General features: G+C 74.0%; 17 protein-coding genes and 3 tRNA genes. 10 read left to right on the forward strand and 10 right to left on the reverse strand.

The genetic code is table 11. The annotated features are described in order from the left end of the window. The first annotated feature begins 95 nt into the window (after positions 1–95). On the forward strand, positions 96–1223 hold the full coding sequence (locus NP075_RS15105) for a S1 family peptidase (protein WP_227565177.1): 1128 nt from the start codon (positions 96–98) through the stop codon (positions 1221–1223). A gap of 145 nt (positions 1224–1368) precedes the next feature. Here NP075_RS15105 and NP075_RS15110 read toward each other — a convergent pair whose 3' ends face one another. Beyond that, the gene (locus NP075_RS15110; protein ID WP_227565367.1) at positions 1369–1713 is read right to left on the reverse strand and encodes a metallopeptidase family protein; all 345 of its coding nucleotides are present in this window, start codon (positions 1711–1713) and stop codon (positions 1369–1371) included. Positions 1714–1847: 134 nt separating this feature from the next. Between NP075_RS15110 and NP075_RS15115 the strand changes: the two genes are divergently transcribed. The 6 genes from NP075_RS15115 (at position 1848) to NP075_RS15140 (ending at position 3728) form a co-directional block, all read left to right on the forward strand. Beyond that, positions 1848–1920 (forward strand) — tRNA-Glu (locus NP075_RS15115). Between the two features lie 46 nt (positions 1921–1966). Then, positions 1967–2040, forward strand: a tRNA-Asp gene (locus tag NP075_RS15120). A 38-nt stretch (positions 2041–2078) separates the two neighbouring features. Beyond that, a tRNA-Phe gene (locus NP075_RS15125) sits at positions 2079–2151 on the forward strand. A 306-nt stretch (positions 2152–2457) separates the two neighbouring features. After that, the gene (locus tag NP075_RS15130; protein ID WP_227565176.1) at positions 2458–2889 is read left to right on the forward strand and encodes a phage holin family protein; all 432 of its coding nucleotides are present in this window, start codon (positions 2458–2460) and stop codon (positions 2887–2889) included. A 120-nt stretch (positions 2890–3009) separates the two neighbouring features. After that, on the forward strand, positions 3010–3444 hold the full coding sequence (locus NP075_RS15135) for a phage holin family protein (RefSeq protein WP_227565175.1): 435 nt from the start codon (positions 3010–3012) through the stop codon (positions 3442–3444). Next, complete coding sequence (locus tag NP075_RS15140; RefSeq protein WP_227565174.1) at positions 3441–3728, forward strand: DUF3618 domain-containing protein; 288 nt, start codon at positions 3441–3443, stop codon at positions 3726–3728. The genes NP075_RS15135 and NP075_RS15140 overlap by 4 nt, the downstream gene beginning before the upstream one ends. A 214-nt stretch (positions 3729–3942) precedes the next feature. On the opposite strand, the gene NP075_RS15145 is transcribed toward NP075_RS15140, so the two are convergent. Then, positions 3943–4161 (reverse strand): BldC family transcriptional regulator, encoded by a 219-nt coding sequence (locus NP075_RS15145; RefSeq protein ID WP_227565173.1) that lies wholly within the window; start codon positions 4159–4161, stop codon positions 3943–3945. 686 nt (positions 4162–4847) lie between these two features. Here NP075_RS15145 and NP075_RS15150 point away from each other — a divergent pair. Beyond that, positions 4848–5057, forward strand: coding sequence for a DUF3073 domain-containing protein (locus NP075_RS15150; RefSeq protein ID WP_227565366.1), 210 nt, complete (start codon positions 4848–4850; stop codon positions 5055–5057). Between the two features lie 192 nt (positions 5058–5249). Here NP075_RS15150 and purM read toward each other — a convergent pair whose 3' ends face one another. From purM to NP075_RS15170, 4 genes are all read right to left on the reverse strand, one after another. Next, positions 5250–6371 (reverse strand): phosphoribosylformylglycinamidine cyclo-ligase, encoded by a 1122-nt coding sequence (gene purM, locus NP075_RS15155; RefSeq protein WP_227565172.1) that lies wholly within the window; start codon positions 6369–6371, stop codon positions 5250–5252. Further along, the gene (gene purF / locus NP075_RS15160; RefSeq protein WP_227565171.1) at positions 6368–7915 is read right to left on the reverse strand and encodes an amidophosphoribosyltransferase; all 1548 of its coding nucleotides are present in this window, start codon (positions 7913–7915) and stop codon (positions 6368–6370) included. The genes purM and purF overlap by 4 nt, the downstream gene beginning before the upstream one ends. Positions 7916–8006: 91 nt before the next feature. Beyond that, a complete protein-coding gene (locus NP075_RS15165; protein ID WP_227565170.1) occupies positions 8007–8390 on the reverse strand; it encodes a histidine kinase in 384 nt (127 codons plus the stop codon). Positions 8391–8399: 9 nt separating this feature from the next. Continuing rightward, a complete protein-coding gene (locus tag NP075_RS15170; RefSeq protein WP_227565169.1) occupies positions 8400–8783 on the reverse strand; it encodes a sterol carrier family protein in 384 nt (127 codons plus the stop codon). Between the two features lie 229 nt (positions 8784–9012). Here NP075_RS15170 and trpS point away from each other — a divergent pair, with 229 nt between their 5' ends. Further along, positions 9013–10065, forward strand: a complete 1053-nt coding sequence (gene trpS / locus NP075_RS15175; protein WP_227565168.1) for a tryptophan--tRNA ligase — start codon at positions 9013–9015, stop codon at positions 10063–10065. 6 nt (positions 10066–10071) lie between these two features. On the opposite strand, the gene NP075_RS15180 is transcribed toward trpS, so the two are convergent. Next, the gene (locus NP075_RS15180; protein WP_227565167.1) at positions 10072–10716 is read right to left on the reverse strand and encodes a LuxR C-terminal-related transcriptional regulator; all 645 of its coding nucleotides are present in this window, start codon (positions 10714–10716) and stop codon (positions 10072–10074) included. Beyond that, positions 10668–11972, reverse strand: a complete 1305-nt coding sequence (locus NP075_RS15185; RefSeq protein ID WP_227565166.1) for a sensor histidine kinase — start codon at positions 11970–11972, stop codon at positions 10668–10670. Before NP075_RS15185 ends, NP075_RS15180 begins: the two co-directional genes overlap by 49 nt. A 137-nt stretch (positions 11973–12109) precedes the next feature. Here NP075_RS15185 and NP075_RS15190 point away from each other — a divergent pair, with 137 nt between their 5' ends. After that, entirely contained in the window at positions 12110–14305 is a 2196-nt protein-coding gene (locus NP075_RS15190) for an MMPL family transporter (RefSeq protein WP_227565165.1), read from the forward strand. 94 nt (positions 14306–14399) lie between these two features. Here NP075_RS15190 and gdhA read toward each other — a convergent pair whose 3' ends face one another. Together gdhA and NP075_RS15200 are read right to left on the reverse strand one after the other, a co-directional pair. Beyond that, complete coding sequence (gene gdhA / locus NP075_RS15195) at positions 14400–15737, reverse strand: NADP-specific glutamate dehydrogenase (protein ID WP_227565164.1); 1338 nt, start codon at positions 15735–15737, stop codon at positions 14400–14402. 243 nt (positions 15738–15980) lie between these two features. Then, positions 15981–17381, reverse strand: coding sequence for a glycoside hydrolase family 6 protein (locus NP075_RS15200; protein ID WP_227583379.1), 1401 nt, complete (start codon positions 17379–17381; stop codon positions 15981–15983). Positions 17382–17411 lie beyond the last annotated feature (30 nt).

Raw genomic sequence — 17411 nt, forward strand, 5'->3', positions numbered from 1 at the left:
GCAGCAGGTCCGCTACCTGACTGGCCCCGCCTCTAGATTCTGACTGGCGTCACACGCTAGCGTGACTGGCCTCGCACCGATCGGGAGGGACGACCATGACAACGTCCGCAGTACGCACCCGCCGCGCCGCCACCGTCGCGCTCGCCGCACTCGCCCTGCTCGTCGGTCCCCTCGCCGCAGGCGGAGGGGCGTCAGCGGCGGCACCCGCCGGCGACGTCCCGGAGGGCATGGTCGACGCGCTCGAGAGAGACCTGGGCGTGCCCCGGGCCGAGGCGGTGCAGCGCCTGAGCTTCCAGGCCGATGCGGCCACCCGGGTCCGCACCCTGACCCAGGCGCTCGGAACCTCCTACGCCGGCGCGTGGGTGGACCCCGCCGCCGGCACCGTGCACGTCGCGACGACGACCCCGTCGAAGGTCCGCGGGCCGATGGCCGCAGGCGTCACCACCGTGACGGTGGACCGGAGCCTCGCGCAGCTCGAGCAGCTCGGCGCCACCCTCGACGCCGCTGGGCTGCCCGCCACCGTCGCCACCTGGTACGTCGACGTGCCGACCAACAAGCTCGTCGTGGAGGCCGTCGGCGGCACCGGCGCCGCTGCCGAGCTCGTCGCGGCCGCGGGCCTGCCCGCCGACGCCGTGACGCTGGCCGCGGCACCCGAGGCCCCCCGGACGTTCATCGACGTCATCGGGGGCAACGCGTACTACATCAGCTCGCGCACGCGGTGCTCGGTGGGCTTCGCGGTCCAGGGCGGCTTCGTCACCGCAGGCCACTGCGGCGCGGTCGGCGCACCGACGACGTCGCCGACGGGCACCTTCCGCGGTTCGTCCTTCCCCGGCAACGACTACGGCTGGGTGCAGGTCGCCGCGGGCAACACCCCGCGCGGCCTGGTCAACAACTACTCGGGCGGGACGGTGCGCGTCACCGGCTCCCAGCAGGCCGCCGTCGGGGCGTACGTGTGCCGGTCCGGCAGCACGACGGGGTGGCGGTGCGGCACGGTCCAGGCCTACGGCTCGACGGTCCGCTACTCCCAGGGCACCGTCAGCGGGCTGATCCGCACGACCGTGTGCGCCGAGCCCGGGGACTCGGGTGGCTCGCTTCTCGCGGGCACGCAGGCTCAGGGTGTGACGTCCGGGGGCTCGGGGAACTGCCGCACGGGCGGCACGACGTACTTCCAGCCCGTCGGGGAGATCCTGCAGGCGTACGGGCTGCGGCTCGTCACGAGCTGAGGCCCGACGGCGGGCGGCGACGCCCGCCACGGTCCCGCCCCCGGCCGAGCACCCGGCCGAGGGCTCACCCGGCCCGTCCCGTCCGACGGCCGGAGGTGACGGGTGGCGCGCCTACGGGGGTACGGCGCGCCACCCGTCGCACCACTCAGCCCCACCCGAGGGCGTGCAGGCGCTCGTCGTCGATGCCGAAGTGGTGCGCGATCTCGTGCACCACGGTGATCGCCACCTCCTCGACGACCTCGTCGCGGTCCTCGCAGATCGCCAGCGTCGGCAGGCGGTAGACGAAGATCCGGTCGGGCAGCGACCCCGCCGCCCAGAACTCCCCGCGCTCGGTGAGCGGGGTGCCCTCGTACAGCCCCAGCAGGTCGGGCTCGTCGGGCGGTGCCTCGTCCTCCACGAGCACGACGACGTTGTCCATCATCGCCGCGAGCTCCTCGGGGATCTCGTCGAGCGCGTCGCGCACCGCGTCCTCGAACTCCTCGCGCGTCATCTCCACCACGGCACCATCCTGCCCTTCCACCACCCGCCTGACCTGCGGGATCACCCCCGCTTTGGAGTTCCGGCCCCCAGACCGTATGCTCATCACCGGTCTTCCGACGCCTCGACGTCAGGGGCGGACAACCCGCCCCCATCGTCTAGCGGCCTAGGACCCCGCCCTTTCACGGCGGTAGCACGGGTTCGAATCCCGTTGGGGGTACGAGCAGTACAGCAGGAAAGCTTCAGGGTGGCTCCGGCCACCACGAGGCCCCGTAGCGCAGTTGGTTAGCGCGCCGCCCTGTCACGGCGGAGGTCGCGGGTTCAAGTCCCGTCGGGGTCGCTGCGAGGGCCGACCGAGAGGTCGGTATCTCGCTGCGAGGCTCTGTAGCTCAGTTGGTAGAGCGTTCGACTGAAAATCGAAAGGTCACCGGATCGACGCCGGTCGGAGCCACACCAGACGGCCCCGCGGGACGCCCGCCGGGGCCGTCGCCATGTCCGGCGCCTGAGCCGACACCCCACGCCCTCGCCGCTCACCTCGACGCCCCGGGTCTCGACGCCCCAGGTCTCGACGCCCCGGGCCGCGCTCCGGCTCCCGGCCGGCACCACGATGCGGGCGTCGTCCGGCCGCTGCCTGCTCGACCCCCGGCGTCGGCGTCTCACCCGGTCAGGCGTCCGACTCGGGCCCATCGTCCCGCTCATCGGCGACCCCTGCGCACCTACCGTGGACGTACAGCACCCGCCGACCGAGGACACCCCCGTGACCACGACGACCGACCGCCACCGCCCCAGCATCATCGACCGCCTGACCGACCCGCTCGCCGAGCGCGCTCGTGACCGGATCGAACGGGCGGAGGACAAGGTCCGGGCCGCGGTGCAGCACGAGCTCGACGCCGTGGGGCGCAGCGTCCGCACGCGCGCGGTCCGCATCCGGCCCTCCGCGATCGCCTTCGGCGCGGCGGCCCTGCTCACCGTCATCGGCATCGCGCTGTTCGCGTTCGGTGCGGTCGCCGGCCTCGCGCTGGCGATGCCGACCTGGCTCGCCGCGCTCGTCGTCGGCGTCGCGCTCATCCTCGCGGCCGCCGGGGCGGCAGCATGGGGCCGCGCCAAGCTGCCGTCCGGCAACCCGGTGATCCCCGTGCCGTCGAGCACGCACCCGGCCGAGGAGCTCGTGCACCCCTGGGCCGACTGAGCCCCTGAGACGACCACCCGACGGCGACCCGCCGGGCCCCGCCCTCGCGCGCGGGCGGGCGGACCTGCAGACTGAAGTCCTCCGGCAGCAACCGTCTCTGCAGGTGAGGAAGGTCGTCGAATGGTCACGCACTCCGGTTGGGGGAGCGACACCCGTCCCGATGCCCCCGAGGACCCCCGATCTCTCGGTCAGCTCGTCAGCGACGTGACCGAGCAGGCATCTCGTCTCGTGCGCGCGGAGATCGCGCTCGCGAAGGCGGAGGTGACGGCGAAGGCCAAGGAGGCGGGCATCGGAGCCGGCCTGCTGGCCGGTGCCGCCGTGCTCGCGCTGTACCTGCTGGCCACGTTGATCACGACCGCGATCCTCGGGCTGGCGACGGTCGTCGCGCCGTGGCTCGCCGCCCTGATCGTCTCCCTGGTCCTGCTCGTGGTCGTCGCGGTGCTCGCGTTCGTAGGGCTCAAGCACGTCAAGAAGGGGGTCCCGCCGGTGCCGGAGCGCGCCATGGAGAACGTCCAGGAGGACGTCGACACCGTCAAGAAGGGGCTGCACCGGTGAGCGAGAAGGAGACCACGCCGTCGCCCGAGATCGTCGCGCTCGAGGCCGAGGTGGTCCTCACGCGCGAGCAGCTCGCCTCGACGGTGGACGCGTTGGTCGAGCAGGTCGATCCGCGCCGCCAGGCCGCACGGGCCGCCGCCCGTGGCCGGCGCCTGATGTTCGACGCGACCGACCCGGCAGCCCTGCCGGAGGACCGGGCCCGCGCCCGCAAGATCGTCGCGGTGGCGGGGGTCGTCGTCGTCCTGGTGGTCGCCGGCATCGTGCGCAAGGCGACCCGGCACTGACCTTCGACGCGTCCGCCCGACGGCACGGCGGACGCACAGCACGACGGCCGCAGCAGGTGCTCCCGGGCCATCCCGGAAGGACCTGCCGCGGCCGTCGTTCGCCACCGTGGTGGCGCGGCACCCGGCGGCACCGCCGCGGACCATCGACGTCTCGCGCGCTCCCCCGCGGCGCGCGTGACGCCTGACCCACCGGTCGGCCCCGACCGGTCGTGAGCTACGACTCCTGCGGTGTCGTCCTGGGCTGCGGGACGCCGTTCAGCAGGTCGCGGACCTCGGACTCGCGGTAGCGGCGGTGGCCGCCGAGCGTGCGGATCGAGGACAGCTTGCCGGACTTCGCCCAGCGGGTGACCGTCTTGGGGTCGACCCGGAACAACGTGGCGACCTCGGACGGCGTGAGGAGTGCCTCAGCCTCTGACGAGTGCGTGGTGGACACGGGATACCTCCTTCTTTGTCGCGACCCGCCCCGACGGACCCACCTGGCTGGATCGTGAACCTGCGGGGCGCTGCGGTCGTGCACTGAATCTGACACATCGGGCACCTCAGGACACCCCGGTGCACGTGCGTCCGGTCGCCTGCGCGCCGATCCGGAGCGCGGCGGCCGCCGCCACGTCCCTGGGGCGCCACTTTCACCCTCCAGCCTAAACCCGTCCGAACCTGGACACACCTCCTCCCCCTCTCGCCGCAGGTCGGCGGTCGATGGCGGAGTGTCGGCATCCGCGCGGTTTCCTCCCGTTCGCGGCATCCGTGGCTCTGACCTGGACAAATGCGGCGCAGCGCGGCCCGGCGGCGACCCGGGACCAACGTCCCTGGTGCTCGCGGCGCGGCTTCTCCCCGCCTTTGTCTCATGATGTGAGCAACCCCACGGCCCAGGACGGACATTCACCCCCGAACCCGACAGATCGGCACGCGCAGACGGGTGCTCGGAGTCACATGTCAGAACATCTCAGTCACGCGTGCAGTGCACACCCTGGCGACGTGGCCGAGCCCACCGCGCCGCAGGTGGTCGGAATGGATCGTGACCATGTAGCGTTGCCACACGAAGAGAGACTGAACAGCACCCCGGGGCCGCACGTGTCAGCACGGAGCCGCCCCGCTTCCACGTCAGAGGGGGTCGATGCCATGGGGCGCGGCCGTCAGAAGGCTAAGCAGACGAAGGTGGCCCGGGAGCTGAAGTACTTCAGCCCGGAGACCAACTACCGAGCCCTCGAGCAGGAGCTCGCGTCGAGCAGCCGCAACGATGTCGTCACGGACAGCCGCCGCAGCGCGGTCAGCACGGACGACGACGACCCCGCCGGTTGGGATCGCTGGCCCAAGGACGACGAGTTCTGAGCGCTCCGAGAGATCTGAGCACTTCGGGAGACTCGTCCCGGCCACCGTCGAGCGCCTGAGGCTCGTTGCGCCGTACCGGGCGGCCCGTCGCGGGCGATCTGCCCCGCGCGGTCGTCCGCGAAGCATGCCCGCGTCCCGACCACGTCCTTCCGGGACGCGGGCGGGACGTGCGCACGGGCGCGCGGTCCCTGCTCAGGCCGTGCGGTAGCTCCCGTGCAGGCGCACCGCGCCGCCTTGGACGCCCTTGGTGCCGGCCACGACGCCCGGTGCCGTCGCGTCGTCGTCGCGTGCGTCCCGCACGGTCCCGAGCACCCACGCCGGCATGCCGAGCGCACGGGCGGCGCGCTGCACGTCGTCCGCGACCTCGGGGGCCACGACCGCCACCATGCCGACACCCAGGTTGAGGGTGTTCTCGAGGTCGCTCCACGGGACGGCGCCGAGCCCTTGCACCAGGGAGAACACCGGCGGCAGCACCCACGCCGCGCGGTCGACGTCGGCGACCAGGCCCGGGGGCAGGACGCGCGCGACGTTCGCCGCCAGTCCGCCGCCCGTCACGTGGCTGAACACGTGCACCCGGTCCGCACCGAACTGCTCCACGAGCGCCAGGCAGTCCGCCGCGTAGACCCGCGTCGGCTCCAGCAGCTCGGCACCGAGCGTGCGGCCCAGCTCGTCCACGTGCCGGTCCAGGCCCCAGCCCGCGACCTGCACCACCCGGCGCACCAGCGAGTACCCGTTCGAGTGCAGCCCGGACGAGCCGAGCGCGACGAGCACGTCACCGGCACGCACGCGGTCGGGGCCGAGCAGCTCGTCGGCCTCGACGACCCCTGTCGCGGCACCGGCGACGTCGTACTCGTCGGGGCCCAGCAGCCCGGGGTGCTCCGCCGTCTCGCCCCCGACGAGGGCGGTGCCCGCCACCGAGCAGGCGGCCGCGATGCCGCGCACGACGTCGGCGATCCGCTCGGGGACGACCCGGCCGCACGCGATGTAGTCCGTCATGAACAGGGGGCGCGCGCCGACCACGACGATGTCGTCGACGACCATCCCCACCAGGTCGAACCCGATGGTGTCGTGCACGTCCATGGCCTGCGCGATCGCGACCTTCGTGCCCACGCCGTCGGTGGACGTCGCGAGCAGCGGCCGGCGGTACGCCGTGAGCGCCGCCGCGTCGTACAGGCCGGCGAACCCGCCGACGCCGCCGAGGACCTGCGGTCCGTGCGTGGCGCGCACGGCGCCCTTCATGAGCTCGACCGCCCGGTCCCCCGCATCGGTGTCCACGCCCGCGGACGCGTACGTGACCGGCTGCGGCGCGCTCACGGGTGCTCCAGCGCGGATGCGCCACCGGCCGCCGGGACGATGCTGAGCAGACCGTCCTCGGGCTGCCCCAACGGCAGCTGGTTCTGCTCCAGCAGGTGCTTGCCCAACCGCTCGGAGGGCGGCAGCTCGATGGGGTACCGGCCGCTGAAGCAGGCGGTGCACAGCTGCGACGCAGGCTGCTCGGTGGCGGCGATCATGCCCTCCTCGGACAGGTAGCCCAGCGAGTCGGCGCCCAGCGAGCGGGCGATCTCCTCCACCCCCAGGCCGTTGGCGATGAGCTCGGCGCGCGACGCGAAGTCGATGCCGTAGAAGCAGGGCCACTTCACCGGTGGCGCCGTGATCCGGATGTGGACCTCCGCGGCCCCCGACTCCCGCAGCATGCGCACCAGCGCGCGCTGCGTGTTGCCCCGGACGATGGTGTCGTCCACGACCACGAGGCGCTTGCCGCGGATGACGTCCTTCAGCGGGTTCAGCTTGAGCCGGATGCCGAGCTGGCGCAGCGTCTGCGACGGCTGGATGAACGTGCGCCCGACGTAGGCGTTCTTCGTCAGCCCCTGGCCGAACGGGATGCCCGACTTCGCCGCGTACCCCACGGCGGCGGGCGTCCCGGACTCGGGGACGGGGATCACGAGGTCGGCCTCGACCGGGTGCTCGACGGCCAGCCGGCGGCCCATCTCGACGCGCGCCGCGTGCACGGAACGACCGTTGATCGTGGTGTCCGGCCGCGCGAGGTAGACGTACTCGAAGACGCAGCCGGCGCGGTCGATCGGCGCGAACCGCGTCGAGCGCAGGCCGTCGGCGTCGATCGCGATGAACTCCCCGGGCTCGACCTCGCGCACGTAGGACGCACCGACGATGTCGAGGGCCGACGTCTCCGAGGCCACGACCCACCCGCGCTCCAGGCGGCCGAGCACGAGCGGGCGCACGCCCTGCGGGTCGCGCGCGGCGTACAGCGTGCGCTCGTCCATGAAGACCAGGCAGAACGCGCCGCGCAGCCGCGGCAGCACCTCGAGGGCCGTCGCCTCCAGCGTGTGGTCCGGGTCCCCGGCGAACAGGGCGGTGATGAGGGCGGTGTCGGTCGTGTTGCCGCGCGCGAGCTCCCCGCGACGCTGGCTGCCGTACCGCTCGGCGACGAGGTCGACGAGCTCGGCGGAGTTGGTGAGGTTGCCGTTGTGGCCCAGCGCGACCGTGCCGGCCGCGGTCGCCCCCAGCGTCGGCTGGGCGTTCTCCCACGTCGAGCCACCGGTCGTGGAGTAGCGCGTGTGGCCGATCGCGATGTGCCCCTGCAGGGCGTTCAGCGCCGTCTCGTCGAAGACCTGGGAGACCAGGCCCATGTCCTTGTAGACGAGCAGCTGCGAGCCGTTCGACGTCGCGATGCCCGCCGACTCCTGCCCGCGGTGCTGCAGCGCGTAGAGGCCGAAGTAGGTGAGCTTGGCCACCTCTTCGCCGGGTGCCCAGACGCCGAAGACTCCGCAGGCGTCCTGCGGGCCTTGCTCGCCGGGTAGAAGGTCGTGGTTCAGACGTCCGTCTGCGCGGGGGGCCACGGCACCATGGTTGCACACCGTCCGCAGCCCTCGCCCGGCGTCTCGCGGGCCGTCCGGCGGCGGCGCGACTGCCCTCCGCGAGGGCGCGACGTCAGCGTCCGCCGGCCCCGTGACGCCGGGTGCTGCGGCGGTCCGCGAGGACCGCGAGGGCGCCACCGACGAACGCGCCGGGCACGCCGAGGCCCAGCGCGAGGATCCAGCGCACACCGTTCTGGCCCGAGAGGAACGGCAGCACGCCGCCGTCCGCACCCGTCACGCCGCTGTCGCCGGCCGTCGCGACGGCCAGGACCAGCCCGGCCAGCACGCCGACGACGGCGCCGGCGACGATGAACGCGCCGTACCTCGGCGCGCGACGCACGGTCGCCGGTGTGGCGACGCGGGCGAGCTCCGCCTCGTCGGGCGTCGCGCCGGTGGTCGGTCCGTCGGTCGACGGCGCCTCGGGGCGCGGCTGCTCGGGGCGGGGAAGGTCGGGCACCCCGTGATCCTAGGTCCGGCGCGTGCGTGCCGCCTGCAGCGGCAGCAGGCCGGAGAGGTCCGCGCGCTCGCCCGACGCGTGGACCCGTCCCGTCGCGAGCGCGTCGTCCCACGTCAGGACGCCCGTCACGAGCGCGAGCCAGGTCCCCGGGTCGGTCTCGACGACGTTCGGCGGCGTGCCGCGCGTGTGACGCGGCCCCTCGACGGCCTGGACGGCGCCGTCCGGCGGCACCCGGACCTCCACGGAGTTGCCGGGAGCCACCTCGGCGAGCTCCTCGAGGGCGAACCGCACGGCCGTGCGCCGCACGGCCACGGGCGTGCCGTCGGGGTCGGCGCGCCACGCCCGGAGCGCGGCGCGGCCGTCGGCGGGATCGGTACGACGACGCGGTGGCACGTCCTCATCCTCCCCCACCGGCGCCGCCCGCGACCGCCGAGGGGTGATGACACCGGCGGCGTGCCTCACTAGGCTCCCGCGACATGACCCGGACCCGCGCGCACCTGGCGCGGTGGTGGCTGCCCTGAGGCAGCCGTAGGTCCCCCGACCGCCGAGCTGCTCACGCGGCTCGGCGGGTCCACGCGGTCCCCGCACAGCCGTGCGACAGCTCCTCACCGAAGGAGCCCCGATGCCCGTCCTGCCGACGCCCGACGCGTCCGCCCGCCCCGACGTCGTCGCGCTCGACGACGTGCTGGGCGCCGACCCGGGCACGTACCGGGTGCTGACCGGTGACCGCCCCACCGGCCCCCTGCACGTCGGCCACCTGTTCGGGACGCTCGCGACCCGCGTGACCCTGCAGCGCCACGGCGTGGACACGGTGGTGGTGCTGGCCGACTACCAGGTCATCACGGACCGCGACGACACCGGGGACCTGCCCGGGACGGTCCGTGAGGTGGTGCTCGACTACCTGGCCGCCGGCCTGGACCCCGACGCGACGACCATCTTCACGCACTCCTCGGTGCCCGCCGTGCACCAGCTCATGCTGCCGTTCCTGTCCCTCGTCTCGGTCGCGGAGCTCGACCGCAACCCCACGGTCAAGGCCGAGCAGGCGGCGTCGGGGCGCGCGCTGTCCGGCCTGCTGCTGACGTACCCCGTCCACCAGGCGGCCGACGTGCTGTCGGTGCGCGGCACGCTCGTCCCCGTGGGGCGCGACCAGCTCCCCCACCTGGAGCTGACGCGGACCGTCGCGCGGCGGTTCAACCACCGCTACGGGCACGTCTTCACCGCACCGACGGCCATGCTGTCCGACGCCCCCCTCGTCCTGGGCACGGACGGCGCGAAGATGTCCAAGAGCCGCGGCAACGCCATCGAGCTGCGCGCCGACGCCGACGCCACCGCCGCCGCCGTGCGCGCCGCCCGGACGGACGCCGAGCGCACGATCAGCTACGAGCCGGTCCGCCGCCCCGAGGTCGCGAACCTGCTGCTGCTCGGCGCGCTCGCCTCCGGCCGCACTCCCCAGGACCTCGCCGACGAGATCGGGGGTGCAGGTGCCGCCGCCCTCAAGCGCTACGTGACCGACGCCCTCGTGGCGCACCTCGCGCCGCTGCGCGCACGCCGTGCCGAGCTCGCACGGGACCCCGACGTCGTGGGGGACGTCCTGGCACGCGGGGCGGCACGGGCGGCCGAGCTGGCCGACGCGACGCTCGCCGTGGTGCGCCGGGCGATGCGCCAGACGTCCTGACGGTCCTCAGCCCTCGCGCAGCCAGGCGAGGACGGCCCGCACGCGCCGGTGGTCGTCGGAGTCGACGGGCAGGTCGAGCTTGGTGAAGATGCTGTTGATGTGCTTGGCGACGGCCTTCTCGGTGACGCCGAGGGCGCCGGCGACGGCCACGTTCGACCGGCCCTCGGCCATGAGGCCCAGCACCTCGCGCTCGCGCGCCGTGAGGCGCGTCAGGGGTGACTCGCGCCGGCGGGCGATGATCGCGCGGACCACCTCGGGGTCGAGGACCGTGCCGCCCGCGGCGACGCGGTGCAGCGAGTCGACGAAGTCCGACGGGTCGGCGACGCGGTCCTTCAGCAGGTACCCGATGGCGCCCTCACCGCTCGCGAGCAGCTCGCGCGCGTAGAGCTGCTCGACGTACTGGCTGAGCACGAGCACCGGGAAGCCGGGGCGGCGCGCCCGCACCGCGACGGCGGCGCGCAGGCCCTCGTCGGTGTGCCCGGGAGGCAGCCGCACGTCGACCACGGCCGCGTCGACGCCCGGGTCGGCCAGCGCCGCCTCGAGCCCCGGAGCGTCCTCGACCGCGGCGACCACCTCGTGGCCGTACGCCGTCAGCAGCCGGATCAGGCCGTCCCGGAGGAGGGCGAGGTCCTCGGCGACGACCAGACGCACGGCACCTCCACGGTGATGACGGTAGGACCGCCCGGCGGGCTGTCGACGCCCATCGTGCCGTCGAACGCCGCCAGCCGTGCCGCGACGCCCCGCAGGCCCGACCCGGAACCCGGGTCGGCACCTCCCACACCCTCGTCGCCCACCACGACCCGCAGCGTGTCGCCGGTCGCCCCGAGCTCGACCCACGCCCGGGCGGCGGACGCGTGCCGGACGACGTTGGTCAGCAGCTCGGCGACCACGAAGTACACCGCGGACTCGATCGGCGCCGACGGCCGCGTGGGCAGCCGGTCGACCAGCGTCACCCGCAGGGGCAGGTCGAGGACCAGCGCCTCGACGGCTCCGACGAGGCCGCGGTCGGCGAGGACCGGCGGGTGGATGCCACGCACCACACCGCGCAGGTCCGCCAGCGCCGCGACGTGCGTGCGGCGGGCCTGGGCGAGCAGTGTCCGGGCGGCGGCCGGGTCGCTGTCCAGCAGGTCGGCGAGGAGGCCGAGGTCGATGCCCAGCGCGACGAGCCGCGCCTGCACGCCGTCGTGCAGGTCCCGCTCGATCCGTCGCAGCTCCGCCGCCGCGTGGTCGACGGTCTGCGAGCGCGACTCCGCGAGGTCGTGGACGCGCTGCTCGAGCACCGCGTGCCGGCCCGGGCGCAGCAGCGCCGCGTCGGCACGCGCCCGCAGCCGCCCGTCGCCGACCCTCCACCACAGCGCGCCGAGCAGCACCGCGCCCGCCGCCAGCGCGAGCACGCCCGCCGCGGGCGTGCCGACGGTCAGGGGCAGCACGATCGCGAGGACCACCGCCGCCAGGGCGCCGGGAAGCAGCAGGAAGGTGACGGCCGACAGCAGGACGCCACCCGTGACGGCGAACGCGAGCCAGCCCAGCAGGCGCCACGCCTCCGGGTCCTGCAGCCAGCGCCAGCCGTCCCGGAAGGGCGCGAGGCCGAGGCGCGCGAGGTCCTCGGACGACGGCGCGGTCAGTGCCGCGGTGTCCCCGAGCGTCCACCACGGCGGGCCGGCGTCGGGGCCGCGGTCGAGCTCGAGGAGCGGGACCGGACGGGCGAGGGCGCCCTCCGCCAGGTGCCGGTGCGCGCGCGCCACGCCCCGGACCGCGGGGAGCACCGCCCCGAGCAGACCGATCCCGACGCCCACGAGGCTGAGGACCAGCCCGAGCAGCACCACCAGCGCGAGCAGCGCGCACGGCACCGCGAGCAGCACGAGGACGGCGGACCTCCCGGTCCCGGCCCAGCGACGGCGTGTCATGCGCCCATGGTGGCCGGGACGGGGCCGCACGTCGGTGGTGCCAGCACCACCGACCGGGCGGGTCCTGGCGCTCCTGACCGGGGCACCGCCCCGGGACGACGGTGGACCGCATCGTCCCGCCGACCTCGGAGGTCACCGTGAGCGCCGCACCACCCCGCACCCGGTCCGTGTCCCAGATCCCGCTGCGCGCCGCCCGCTGGAGCGCCACCCACCCCTGGTGGGCGATCGGGGGGTGGGTGGTGTTCGTCGTCGTGTGCACGTCGCTGACCGTGCTGGTCCCGACGCAGGCGATGGACGACGACGACTACCGCGTCGGCGAGTCGGGCCGGGCGGAGGCGTGGATCGAGGAGGCCCGCCTGACGGAGGCGGACCACGAGCTGGTGCTCGTCACGGCCGCGGGCGGTGGCGACCTGGACCCGGGCGACGCGGACGCCGTCGCGCAGGACCTGGGCGACGCACTCGCGGGCCAGGAGCACGTGGCGGGGGTCGGCGACGCGGTCCTGGCACCGGACGGGGCTGCGGCGATGGTCGCGATCGAGCTGGCCGTCGATGCCGACGACGTGTCCGGCATCCAGGGTGTCGTCGACGACGTCGCCGCCGACCACCCCGGGCTGGTGCTGGCCCAGGCCGGCGACGCGTCGGTCGACGCGGCGATCGACGAGCGCGTCGCGCAGGACCTGGCCGGGGCCGAGGCGGTCGCCCTCCCGGTGACGGTCGTGCTGATGGTGCTGGCCTTCGGTGCGTTGATCGCGGCCGGCATCCCCGTGCTGCTCGCCGCCACCAGCGTCCTGGCGACGCTCGGCATCGCGGCCGCGCTGTCCCACGTCGTCCCGGCCGAGCCGACGGTGACGAGCATGATCGCGCTGATCGGCATGGCCGTCGGCGTCGACTACACCCTCTTCTACCTCAAGCGGGAGCGCGAGGAACGCGCCCGTGGCCGCACGACCGTCGACGCGGTCGAGATCGCGGCCGCGACCTCCGGCCACTCGATCGTCGTGTCCGGCGTGGCCGTGGTCGTGTCCCTCGCGGCGCTCTACCTGCTGCAGCTCGCGATGTTCGACTCCCTCGCGACGGGCGCGATCGTCGTCGTCGCCGTCGCCGTCGTCGGCTCGATCACCGTGCTGCCCGCGCTGCTCGTGACGCTGGGTCGCTGGGTGGACCGCCCGCGGGTGCCGCTGCTGTGGCGGATCGGCCGCCGGGTCGGGCCGGGTGGCGTCAGCCGCCGCGTGCTCGGGCCCGTCACGCGTCGTCCCGTCGTCGCCGTCGTGGCCGCGGGCCTGGTGTGCGGCGTCGTCGCGGCGCCCGCGCTGGGCCTGCGGCTGCACGGCGCCAACCTCGACACCCTCCCGCAGGACCTGGCCGAGGTGCGCACGCTGCAGCAGGTGGCCGCGACCTTCCCGTCCGACGGCTCGACGCTCGACGTGGTCGTGCGCGGTGCGGCCGACGCGCAGGACGAGGTCGCCGCGGCGCTCGACGGCCTCGCACGGGACGCCCTGGCCTCCGGCCGGTTCCAGGACCCGGGGGCCCCGGCACGTGCGGTCGCGGCCGACGGACGCACGCACGTCCTGACCCTCGCCGTCCCGCTGGCCGAGTCCGACCCCGCGCTCGACGACGTCGTGCGCGACCTGCGCGCCGACCTGGTGCCCGCGGCGCTCGACGGCCTCGACGTCGAGACCGCCGTCGGCGGGGGGCCCGCCTACCAGCTCGACTACACCCAGCGGCAGTCCGAGCGGATGCCGTTCGTCATCGGGGCGGTGCTGCTGCTCACCCTGGTGATGATGGCCGCGTCGTTCCGCAGCCTCCCGGTCGCGCTGATCTCGACGGGGCTGAACCTGCTGTCGGTGGGCGTCGCGTTCGGCGTGCTGCGGATGGTCTTCCAGGAGGGCTGGCTCGCCGGTCCGCTCGGGTTCACGAGCCCCGGGTTCGTCATCGACTGGATCCCGCTGTTCGTGATGGTCGTCCTCGTCGGGCTGTCGATGGACTACCACGTCTTCGTGCTGAGCCGCGTGCGCGAGCGCGTCCAGCGGGGCGTGGAGCCGCGCACCGCCGTCCGCGAGGGCATCGCGGACTCCGCGGGCGTCGTGACCAGCGCCGCCGCCGTGATGGTGTCGGTGTTCGCGATCTTCGCGACGCTGAGCATGCTCGAGCTGAAGATGATGGGCGTCGTGCTGGCCGTGGCGATCCTCGTGGACGCCACGCTCGTCCGGCTGGTGCTGCTGCCGGGGATCCTCACGCTGCTCGGCGGGCGCGTCTGGCCGCGGGCGGCACGGCGTGGGACCCCGGCCGTGCAGGACGCCACCGGACCGGCCGTGCCGGCGCCCGCCCTGACCTGACGCGGCCGCCACCCCACCCGGACGCGAGAGAGCGATCCAGCACCGCGCCGTGACCGGCGTGCTGGATCGCTCTCTCGCGTGCCGGAAGGAGGGCTCAGACCACGCCGAGCGCGATCATCGCGTCGGCGACCTTGGTGAAGCCCGCGATGTTCGCGCCGAGCACGTAGTTGCCCGGCTCGCCGTACTCCTCGGCCGTGGCCGCGCAGTTGTCGTGGATGCGCGCCATGATCGTGGCGAGCCGCTCCTCGGTGTGCTCGAACGACCACGCGTCGCGGCTCGCGTTCTGCTGCATCTCGAGCGCGGACGTCGCGACACCACCCGCGTTGGCCGCCTTGCCCGGTGCGTACAGGACGCCCGCGGACTGCACCAGCGCGACCGCCTCGGGCGTCAGCGGCATGTTCGCGCCCTCCGCCACGGCGAGCAGCCCGTGGTCGACCAGCCGCTTGGCGTCGCTCTCGTCGAGCTCGTTCTGCGTGGCGCACGGCAGCGCGACCTGCGCGTCGACCTGCCACACGCGGGCAGCCGGCACGTAGTGCGCGCCCGGGCGGCGGGCCGCGTACTCGGCGACGGGAAGGCGCTCGACGTCACGCACCTGCCGCAGGACCTCCAGGTCGATGCCCGCCTCGTCGACGACGTACCCGTGCGAGTCCGAGCAGGCCACGACGTGCGCGCCGAGGGCCTGCGCCTTCTCGATCGCGTGGATCGCGACGTTGCCGGCGCCGGACACCACGACGCGCATGCCGTCGAAGGACAGGCCGCGCGTCGCGAGCATGCGCTCGGCGAACAGCACCGTGCCGTAGCCCGTGGCCTCGGTCCGCACGAGGGACCCGCCCCACGTCACGCCCTTGCCCGTGATGACACCGGACTCGTAGCGGTTGGTGATCCGCTTGTACTGGCCGAAGAGCCAGCCGATCTCCCGTCCGCCCACGCCGATGTCACCGGCCGGCACGTCGGTGTACTCGCCGATGTGCCGGTACAGCTCGGTCATGAACGACTGGCAGAACCGCATGACCTCGCCCTCGGACCGGCCGCGCGGGTCGAAGTCGGAGCCGCCCTTGCCGCCGCCGATGGGCATGCCGGTCAGCGAGTTCTTGAAGACCTGCTCGAAGCCGAGGAACTTCACGATCCCCAGGTACACCGAGGGGTGGAAGCGCAGGCCGCCCTTGTACGGGCCGAGCGCGGAGTTGAACTCGACGCGGAACCCGCGGTTGATGCGGACCTGCCCGGCGTCGTCGACCCACGGGACCCGGAAGATGATCTGCCGCTCCGGCTCGCACAGCCGCTCGAGGACGGCCGCGTCCACGTAGTGCGGATTGCGGTCGAGGACGGGGCCGAGGCTCTCGAAGACCTCGGTCACCGCCTGGTGGAACTCACGCTCACCGGGGTTGCGGGCGAGCACCTGTTCGAGGACACGCTCCAGCTGGACCTGCATGGGTCGGCTCCGCTCTGCTCAGCGAGGACGGGAATCGTTTCAAGCGTAGGTCGGCTCGCTGTGAGGGATGCCGGGACGTCCGACCCGTGGGCACGCGCTCACGGCGCCGTCGTCGACCGACGAGGCCGCGGACGCTCCCCTCGTCGGGGCGCCCGCGGCCTCGTCCTCCGGTGCACGGGGGCCTCGTCGGCGCCGGCCCGTCCCACCGGTGGGTGGCGCACCGTCACCGGCGCGCCACCCGTGTCACCACTTCGCGTTGCGCGCCAGCTCCAGGGCGATCTCCTGCCACCACGCGCCGGCCGACGGGCCGCCGTTGCACGCGCCGTCCGACTCGCCCGGCAGCTTGATCCACAGCAGCGCGTCGAGCCCGCTGCCGTCGTTCACCTTGGTAGGACGCTCGCCGAGCGCACGCCCGCGCGGGTTGCACCACTCGGACCCGGCGGGGCCGTTGCCGTTGCGGGAGGTGTCGATGACGAACGTCTTGCCACCGGTCAGGCGCGAGATCTCCTGGCCGTAGGCCTTGGCCTCCGCGGTCGTGCGGTAGTTGGAGACGTTGAGCGAGAAGCCGACGGCGTCGGTGAACCCGATCCGGTTGAGGCGGTTGGCCGCCTCGCTCGTCGACAGCCACGCGGAGTGCCCGGCGTCGATGTAGACGCGCGCGCCCTTGGCGGTCAGCGACTTCGCCGCGTACTGCAGGAAGCCCACGCGGTCGCCCTGACCGGAGCAGTCACCGAGCTGGGCGAGCGCGTCGGGCTCCAGGATGACCCACGGGTTGCCCTGGATGCCCTGCGCGACGGTGTCGATCCACTGGGCGTACTCGGACTCCCCGACGCCACCGCCGGAGTGCGAGCCGCAGTCACGCCCGGGGATGGCGTACACCACGAGGACGGCGGTCGTGCCCGCGGACCGGGCCGCGCCCGTGATGTCCCGCACCTCCTGCTGGGCGTGCTGCGCGTCGTTCCAGTTGCCGACCCAGTAGGCCTGCGGCGTCAGCGCGATCTTCGCCAGCAGCGTCTTGTCGGTCCCGCTGGCTGCCTGCCACGCGGCGTACGACTGGTTCGTGGTGTCGACGTGGAAGTCGCCGGTCACCGGCGGGGGCGTCGGGCTGACGCTCGGGGTCGGGCTGACCGACGGCGACGGGCTGACGCTCGGGCTCGGGCTGACGGACGGGGACGCCGACGGGGTCGGGCTCGACGTAGGGCCCACGACGCCACCGGTGCACGTCGTGCCGTTCAACGTGAACGACGTCGGCACACCGTTGCTGCCGCTCCACGACCCGTTGAACCCGACCTGCACCTTCGCGTTCGTCCCCAACGAGCCGTTCCACGGCACGTTCGTCACCGCCACCTGCGCACCGGACGACGACACCGTCCCGTTCCACAGCTGCTGGATCGACTGACCGCTGGGGAACGCCCAGCGCAGGTCCCAGGACGACAACGGGTCACCCAGGTTCGTCACGGTCACGGTGGCACCGAAGCCACCAGGCCACTGGCTGGTCACGGCGTAGTCGACGCGGCAGCCCGGGGCAGCCTGCGCCGCGGTGGACGTCAGCGCCGTGACACCGGCGGCCACGACCGCGCCGGCAGCCAGGGCCGCGAGCACCTTGCGCCCGGTGGCGAACGCCACCTTCGTGCGGGGGGACATGGACTCTCCTCGGGTCGGGTCGGCCAGGGC

This window comes from Cellulomonas wangsupingiae, from assembly GCF_024508275.1.
In the GTDB taxonomy this organism is placed as follows: domain Bacteria; phylum Actinomycetota; class Actinomycetes; order Actinomycetales; family Cellulomonadaceae; genus Cellulomonas; species Cellulomonas wangsupingiae.

Coding starts and splice junctions, on each gene's coding strand:
- NP075_RS15105 (WP_227565177.1), top strand. CDS start 96: ATGACAACGTCCGCAGTACGCACCCGCCGCGCCGCCACCGTCGCGCTC.
- NP075_RS15110 (WP_227565367.1), bottom strand. CDS start 1,713: ATGACGCGCGAGGAGTTCGAGGACGCGGTGCGCGACGCGCTCGACGAG.
- NP075_RS15135 (WP_227565175.1), top strand. CDS start 3,010: ATGGTCACGCACTCCGGTTGGGGGAGCGACACCCGTCCCGATGCCCCC.
- NP075_RS15150 (WP_227565366.1), top strand. CDS start 4,848: ATGGGGCGCGGCCGTCAGAAGGCTAAGCAGACGAAGGTGGCCCGGGAG.
- trpS (WP_227565168.1), top strand. CDS start 9,013: ATGCCCGTCCTGCCGACGCCCGACGCGTCCGCCCGCCCCGACGTCGTC.
- NP075_RS15185 (WP_227565166.1), bottom strand. CDS start 11,972: ATGACACGCCGTCGCTGGGCCGGGACCGGGAGGTCCGCCGTCCTCGTG.
- gdhA (WP_227565164.1), bottom strand. CDS start 15,737: ATGCAGGTCCAGCTGGAGCGTGTCCTCGAACAGGTGCTCGCCCGCAAC.
- NP075_RS15200 (WP_227583379.1), bottom strand. CDS start 17,381: ATGTCCCCCCGCACGAAGGTGGCGTTCGCCACCGGGCGCAAGGTGCTC.